The organism is Paenibacillus sp. 01T443 (assembly GCF_056398325.1).
In genome coordinates, this window is sequence record NZ_JBFTPE010000052.1 from 1 (window position 1) to 7579 (window position 7579).

At 41.9% G+C, this 7579-nt stretch carries 6 protein-coding genes; 1 reads left to right on the forward strand and 5 read right to left on the reverse strand.

Features of this window, described 5'->3' with window-relative positions:
• Positions 1 to 185: 185 nt before the first annotated feature.
• The 4 genes from AC1DLI_RS33990 to AC1DLI_RS34005 form a co-directional block, all read right to left on the reverse strand.
• Positions 186 to 1835, reverse strand: a complete 1650-nt coding sequence (locus AC1DLI_RS33990; protein ID WP_477610091.1) for a GGDEF domain-containing response regulator — start codon at positions 1833 to 1835, stop codon at positions 186 to 188.
• Between the two features lie 18 nt (positions 1836 to 1853).
• Positions 1854 to 4694 (reverse strand): ATP-binding protein, encoded by a 2841-nt coding sequence (locus tag AC1DLI_RS33995; protein WP_477610093.1) that lies wholly within the window; start codon positions 4692 to 4694, stop codon positions 1854 to 1856.
• A complete protein-coding gene (locus AC1DLI_RS34000; RefSeq protein ID WP_477610095.1) occupies positions 4687 to 5052 on the reverse strand; it encodes a response regulator transcription factor in 366 nt (121 codons plus the stop codon). The genes AC1DLI_RS33995 and AC1DLI_RS34000 overlap by 8 nt, the downstream gene beginning before the upstream one ends.
• A gap of 196 nt (positions 5053 to 5248) precedes the next feature.
• The gene (locus AC1DLI_RS34005; protein WP_183560607.1) at positions 5249 to 5515 is read right to left on the reverse strand and encodes a CD3324 family protein; all 267 of its coding nucleotides are present in this window, start codon (positions 5513 to 5515) and stop codon (positions 5249 to 5251) included.
• 608 nt (positions 5516 to 6123) lie between these two features.
• Here AC1DLI_RS34005 and AC1DLI_RS34010 point away from each other — a divergent pair.
• On the forward strand, positions 6124 to 6633 hold the full coding sequence (locus tag AC1DLI_RS34010) for a C40 family peptidase (RefSeq protein WP_477610098.1): 510 nt from the start codon (positions 6124 to 6126) through the stop codon (positions 6631 to 6633).
• 121 nt (positions 6634 to 6754) lie between these two features.
• Here AC1DLI_RS34010 and AC1DLI_RS34015 read toward each other — a convergent pair.
• The coding region (locus AC1DLI_RS34015; RefSeq protein ID WP_477610100.1) for a Cof-type HAD-IIB family hydrolase at positions 6755 to 7579 on the reverse strand (825 nt) is incomplete at its 5' end.

Below are 7579 nucleotides of genomic sequence, written 5' to 3' on the forward strand. Positions count from 1 at the left end.
TTCGTAATTTTGTTGCTTATCTCGATTAGTACGCAGCATCACGACACCATCCGTTCGTTTTAATTACTATAATTATACTATATTAACGCGGTGTCGTGTTAAATTAATTAAACAAAAAGAAGACTGTCGAGACTTTCTCGACAGCCTGAAGAAACACGCTCTGAATGAGCGTGTTTCTTTTTTGGCTACTCGTTTAATATTCTACTGGCCAAGCGCTCAATGCGGAGCACTAATTCCTGCATATGAAAGGGCTTGACGACATAATCATCGGCGCCGATTTGCAAAGCGCGCACGATATCATCCGTATTATTGCGTGCTGTCAACATGATGATTAGCAGCTGTTGCTCGGGAAAATGCTTGCGAAGCTGCTGCAATACCTCTAAACCATCCATTTCAGGCATGGAGCCATCCAGCAAAATAATATACTTTTCATTCTCGGAGTACCAATTCGAAGACAAAAAGGACCTTCCATCTGCAAACCCTTGAGCCTTAACCTTCGTATGATTCGTCGGCTTCCAATTAAAGAATCGGTTAATCAAGATGTCTCGGATTAAAGGATCATCATCCACGACGATTAGATTTAAAATGATTTCATTTTTTCTTTCGAGCATTTCCGTTGCATAAACCACTGTCTGGTTTCTACCGGCACGTTTGGCACTATAAAGTGCTTGATCAGCCTCATCCACCAGTTTTTCCGAATGCCCCGTTCCCTCCGAAAATTGCGCGATGCCTGATGAGAAGGTAACCTGGAAATCAGTTTCCTTCGCAGGGAATTTAATGGCATTAAACTCTTCTCGGAATTGTTCGATAAGACGTGCTGCTTGGACGCTGTCCGTTTGCGGAAGAATCAAAGCGAATTCCTCTCCCCCATACCGGCAAAGTATGCCTTTGGATTTCACCACATCTTGAGCGGTTGACACGAAGGCTTGAAGCACCTGATCTCCTTTCAGATGACCATGTGTATCGTTCACATGCTTGAAGTAGTCCAAATCGAGCATAACAAGCGAGAAGACATGTCCAGAACGTTTAAAATCCTCCATTTGCTGCCGCATCATATGGTTAAAATGCTTTCGATTGTATGCACCGGTCAGCTCGTCAATTATAATTGATCGTTCCCAATCTTTCTTCATCGCAAATCGATTGTCGATAAGCGCAGTAAGCAGTTCGACTTCAAATGGTTTCGCAAGAAAATCCATCGCACCCGAGCGATAAGCGTTGACTTGATTTTCAAGTGAGAAGTTTCCGCTGACCATAATGATTGGAATATGCTCCAGCTTCGCTTTTTCCACGATTTGATGAAGTACATACATGCCGCTTTGATCGGGTAAGACGAAATCTAAGAGGATTAGACTTGGCTTCCATTCGTAAAATATTTTCAAGCCCCGATCAGCGTTTAAAGCAATCATTACCGGATAGCCGTTTTTCTCCAAAACCTCTTTTATGTAAGTAACAAATTCCATATCATCATCGATGACAAGAACACGTTTTTGATTTAGAAGGTTCTCATCAATAGTTTGGGTGTGCATCGGGCCTTTGCTATCAGATTCCGACCATTCCGCTTGCTGTGAAGCATGAGGGAACATATCCGATAAAGGAAGAAGATGTCCAGACCAATCTTCTCGACGGAATGCCTTAATGCTTTTTTCAGAAAACATCCGCTCTTTAGCTTCAGAAAACTTTTCAATCTCCATTAATCCTATGGTGCCGCTGGTTCCCTTTAGATTATGGAAAAACCGATGAATATCTTGCTCCATCACGGCTTCTTGAGTTGACCATTCGTCTATCGTCTGTATGATTCGTTGGTGAATGAGCTTTTTATATTTTTCAATTTTCATGACAATGTGCTCCCTCAATTATCGCAGCATGCGCGTAATAGCTGCACTTAGTCTGCCAGGTAAATAAGGTTTCACAAGAAACTCCTTTATTCCCCACTGTGCGGCCTTCTCCTTCTCTTCGAATGCACTGGATATGATGATCGGCTTATTCAATAGAAGATCAGTCTTTTTGATTTTGCTAATAATATCCCAGCCTGTAATACCCGACTCCAGCATTAGATCAATCACGACAATATCGGGGTTAAGCCGTTCAATCGCAGCAATAGCCAAGCCGCCCTCTTTAAATAAGTGAACCTGATAACCGCTTGAATGCAGTTCGTCGCAAAGCAGAGCGGCTAAATTATGGTCGTTCTCAATGAGCATGACCTGCACGGATGCATTTGAGTTGGCATTATTTTTCCCTTCGTCGCTATCCATTTGATGGGTTTGTTCTGCAATGGGCAAAGTAACGATAAAGGTACTTCCTTGGCCAAACTCTGAAAAAACCTCGATTTTGCCATCATGCTTAGAGACGATCTCCTTTACGATGGCTAAACCTAAGCCTGTGCCGCCGATTTCTCTCCGATCCGAATTATCGACCCTGTAAAATTTATTGAACAAATTGGTCATCGCGTCTCTTGGAATTCCTAAGCCCTGATCATCAACACGTATGAATAATCGCTCATCGTTAATGCCGTTAATTATTCGAATAGCTCCGCCGTTTGGTGAATACTTAACGGCATTGCTAAGCAGATTAATGATTACCTGATACATCTTGTCACGATCCGCTAACACCATGGCGTTCGGATCCTGATTTTCCCAGTGGAGCTCATGAATGCTTGTCGACAGCTGTTGGTTCTCGATGGCCTCTTTGATTAATGGCATTAATGAAATCATCTTCATATCATAGATTTGTTTGCCGGACTCCATTCTCTGCAAATCAAGGAAGTCATTAATTAATGCCGTTAATCGCCTTGCTTCCTGATGGATGGTCGTTATGTACTTCCGTTGTCGTTCAGGTTTTAACTCGCGGTGAAGAAGCAGCTCTGCAAAGCCAAGAACACTCGCTAGCGGCGTCCGCAGCTCATGGCTAACCGTACTTACGAATTCTGATTTCATTCGGTCAACTTCGTATTCCTTCGTAATATCCCGATGGACAAGCAGTAAGCCGAATTGCTGACCGTTACGGTACAGCGGCTCGCAATAAATCTGAATGAACTTTCTTTCCGGCTCCATGATTTCATAGTTCAAACTACGCTTTCCTTGATGATGCCCGTGCTGGATAAGTCCCTCCATAAATTGGATGAGATTCTCTGATTCAACGACAGCAGTTCGGATTTGCGCTTTAAACGGTTTAAATGGCAGGCTTGTCCATTCTTCATTATGCTTGAAAAAGGGTAGCAGCTCTGACATTTTACGGTTGATTTGCAGCGTAGTTCCGTCCAAATCGAGCAATTGTATGCCTTCTTGAATGGTATTTAGCATATCGCTGGTCATTAACCGCTGTTTCTCCGATAGCTCATACAACTGCAGCTTGTCGAAGGCCAAGGAAACCTGTGTCATCATGCCAACAATTTCTTCTTCCTCCAGCTTGGTGATGTCACGATTTACCTTTGTGATCACTAAACAAGCAACCATGTCTTCACCGGCATTTAAGATTGGTAAAATTAGATCGGTGGCCTGCATAGGCATATCATGATAACCTTGCTCCCCTTGTGAACAATCTCTAATGATACGGTATGCCTTCTTCGTTTGCGATGCTCGCAAAACAATGCCGTCATTCATGTGCTCGATAAATTGCTGCGCAGATTGATTGGATATGCCGACTGAAGCATAAGCATGCTCCCTGTCCATCATGACGATTAACCCTTTATCGCTCTCCGTTATTGTGACGATATTGCTAACAATGCTTTCCAACAATTCTTGTTGGTCAAGCGTATTAGCGAGCGATTGTACCAATATATTCCGCTTCTCTAGATACTTCTCGTTTTTTTCCATCAATTCAACCGCATTTTGAAGCTCTTCCTGCTGAGCCTGCAGTTCTTCCTGCTGGGCTATCAGCTCTTCATTCTGGGCCAGGAGCTCTTCTTCCTTGCTTTGAATCTGCCTCATCATGGTTTGGAAGGTGCGGGCCAGCTCGCCTAGCTCATCTTCTCTATCCTTCAATTCAATCTCGGCATGCTCGCCGTTCGTAAATCGTATTGCATGATTCGTTAATATCATAAGAGGTACGCCGATCGCAGTGGCGACCTTTCTCGTAATGAATGAGGATACAATTAAGATGGATATGATATAGCCGATGAATATCAAAGCTTGAACAGATAGGTTTTTTATTAATTGGTCGTTTTTTTGGTCGGCAATAACTTGTACTTGGTTCTCAAAATCTTGTGAGTAGCTGATCAGCTTGTTTACGGGATTATCTTCGCCTGCTGATACCAGCGCCCGAAGCGATTCGTAATCCTGCACCTTCGATAACGCAATGGCTTTCGGAAATATCTCATCAAAGTAATTGGTGAAAAATGATTCGATGTTTTGCATAACTTCTTTTTCGGAGGAGTTCAGCTTCATTACCTTAATTTCAGCCAAAGAGTGATTTAGCAATTCCTTTTCAGTGAGTACCTGATCATATTCATAATCCGACAAAAATACATAATAACCGCGAGCACGTAAAATAATTTCAGTGGAATGATCGGCAATTTGCGCAACAAGCTTCTGCTTTTCTCTTAACTCGGACGTTTCAGTCTCATAGTTTTTCAAAATCAATACGGTGCTTACGAATACAACAACAGCCCCGACAAGGATTAATGTCAAAGCAAGAATCATCATAGCTACTAATTGTCTAGTAATTCTTTTTTTGAAATAGTGGCGCAGCCTATCCACGAAGCATCTCCTCTACCTTATCAATGAGCTCCAATGGACTAAACGGTTTCGACATGAAACCGTCCGCGCCGGCGATAAGAACCTTTTCTTGCTCCGATTGCTGGCTCTTTGCCGACAGCATTAATATCTTCGACTGATGGCGGTTCTCCAACAGCTTTGCTTTTTCAATAACCTCGATACCCGTCAATTTCGGCATCATGTAATCTAAAATAATTAAATCGAAATTCGTTTCTATTATTTTTTGTAATGCTTCTTCCCCATCAGCAGCTTCTTCAAGTGTATATCCTTCGTCTTCGAGCGTATCCATAATGAGCATTCGTAGTATAGGTTCATCTTCTGCGATTAATAATGTCTTCAAATCGTAAGCCTCCGTATTTTTATCTTGAAATATTTTTCTACAAATTGCGCTAAAAATCAACAGTTATACTCATTCGACATTCGACAAAAAAATCCCTTTTCACCTTTGTGTTTTCTTACAGGCTTATCAAATCAACATGATAAAAAAGCAAAAAAAGCAGTTGCTTCGCGCAATCTGCTTTCTTAATTTTGTTTCATTATCGTGATTTTACAATAATTTTCCGAATGCTTTCGCCTGATAAATGATATTTACGTTCCAAATCCGCTACAGACCATCCATTCGAATAATAAAGGTAAATCTCCTTATTACGTTCAGCCAGCAGCTTCCTTGTCCCGCTTACCTCGCCCCAATGCGCGCGCTGCTCCGCTAGTTTAGGCACATAAATGAGATCGCCTTGAATGTATTTTTGCAGCTCCTGCAATAGGCTAGGGGGAAGCACATCTCTCCCATTTTTGTAGTTCACAATAAACGTCCTCCTCGAACAAGCTCATGTTTTTAAGATCATTCGTTTCCGCAATCATCAACATCTTTATTTCCTCCCTTCGATTTTTGGTATAGCCCACTTTAATTTGAAAACACAAAAAGCCATGGATGCCACTACTCTCCATAGGAGCTTAATTCATGCTGTACTCTGTCATTATATTGTAAGCCTTTTCAGTTGACAAGAAATGTTTAACAATATTTCCATTAATCCGATTTGCGATGAGGTTAAGCAATAAAAGGAGACCTTTCGGTCTCCTTCATTTAGGTGATCTCCGTTTAAACGGAGATCACCTCCAGGTTGTTAATCAATTCGATCAGCTCCTTTCCTCATCATTCGTCGGCCCGACTTCATCAGTATATACCGGTTACTAATCCCTGCGAAAGTGAAAGAACAGTTATAAGGAATCTTTACCAATACGTTGATTGTCAAGGTAGAAAAGTTAGTAATCTATCATCGCTTTTTTAATAAAGAGGATTTTACCCAGTATTGGTAAGGGATTGGTTTCTCATAGGTAATTAATGTCTATTTAAACTATGTTATGGTATTTCTAGCCGCAACACAATCAACACAAATCAAGGAGGATCATCATGAATAACACACAGAAAAATAGTATTCGCAAGGTCATTGCAGGTATTGGTATAAGCTTATCCATAGCTATTTCCGCAGGAACAGTGGCCATGCCGCAACCCGTAAACGCTGCTACGTCTTCCACTGCACTAAAAGCGAGCAAAATCATTTCCACAGGCAAAAAATATATTGGGGTTCGTTATAAATTTGGCGCCAAAGCGGGTATTACCAGCGCTTTCGATTGCTCATCCTTTACACAATATGTTTATAAGAAAAATGGAATCTATCTGCCAAGGGGTTCGAGGGATCAAGCAAAAGCAGGTAAATACGTAGCTAGAAAAAACCTTAGAGCCGGGGATCTTATTTTCTCCGACACGAATCGCGACGGTAAAATTAATCATGTTAGCATTTATATCGSCAACGGCAGACTTCTACACACATATAAAGTAGGCGTTGGCGTTACGATTTCGAAATTTTCCGGCAGCGCATGGGACAAGACTTATGTAACGGCGAGACGAGTTATTAGATAGTATCGAACTAATAATATATTTAAGCTTAATAAATAAAGAGGCTGATCTCTCGTTGGAGATCAACCTCTTCTTCGTTCATGGTACGATAATCAATATCACATCGCTTAGCATGAGGCATGATTTATTCTTTTAACAATCCAAGCATCCTCAGGCCATACATAATTCCGTCTTCGGTTACATCCTTCGTTACATAACGCGCAGCTTGCTTCACTTCATCTGAGGCGTTCCCCATCGCAACGCTATGATAGACATATCGCAGCATTTCCAGATCATTTATCCCGTCGCCAAAGGCGTACACATCCTCGCTCATGACTCCGGCTTTTTCAATAAGCGCCTGAATCCCTTTTGCTTTTGAGCCTCCCGGCGGAAGGATATCGCTGCCGAACAAATGCCAACGGATAAAGCCGAGCTCTGGAAAGTTTTCTTTATAACAGCTCTCATCTTCTTCCTTGCAATAAAGCAAGCATTGGTATATTTCTTTCCCTAAGTGATATTCGGGATCTAAAGGCGGCAGCCTCTTTTTTAAAGGTTCATTCGCTTCGTCCACGTAAGCCGTCTGATGGGTGCTTGAACGCATCCCTTCGGGAGTCATATAGACTAAAGGATGCTTATTCTTTAATGTGATCTCCGATAGTTCAGCTAATCGAGCGGGATCGATCGGATGACTGTAAACGACTTCTCCTTTGTAAACCGCGTAGGATCCGTTAAAGCAGACGTAGGATTCAATGTTTAATGCTTCAGATACGGGCTTTAACATAAATGGTCCTCTGCCTGTCGCGATGACTAGTTCATGACCATCCTCTTGCAGCTGTCCAATTGCCTGCTTCGTAGAAGGCGGGATTTTTTTCTCGTGATCGACTAGCGTGCCGTCTATATCAAAAAATATAAGTTTTTTTGTCATATTCCTGTGCCTCAGTCCTTCATTACCTTTTGCTTTATTATAGCT